Below are 268 nucleotides of genomic sequence, written 5' to 3' on the forward strand. Positions count from 1 at the left end.
TTTAACCTACGCATGATTTGTTATGGCGCTAGCCCTCACAACTTATGCTTCTTGCTCCATGAATCGGTATCGAAACAAGCCATACAAAAACTCCACACTGAGTTGTTTGAGAAGTAAGTTCAACTCAATAAAACAAAGGGCTGCGTATTTGCAGCCCTTTGTCGTTTCATTAGTTGTTACATTTGGACGAGGTAAACATCAATTTAACCGTTAATGTTTGGCCCTAACCATTTTTCAGCCTCGATCCTATCCCACCCCTTACGATCGG

General features: G+C 41.8%; 1 protein-coding gene. It reads left to right on the plus strand.

Translation table 11 applies throughout. The features are described from left to right. Window positions 1-117, plus strand: a 117-nt coding sequence (locus IQR33_RS36095; protein ID WP_416222698.1) for an ACT domain-containing protein, incomplete at its 5' end; no start/stop codon positions are given. Window positions 118-268 lie beyond the last annotated feature (151 nt).

The sequence above is a fragment of the Vibrio sp. OPT46 genome, from assembly GCF_015163535.1.
Taxonomy (GTDB): domain Bacteria; phylum Pseudomonadota; class Gammaproteobacteria; order Enterobacterales; family Vibrionaceae; genus Vibrio; species Vibrio alginolyticus.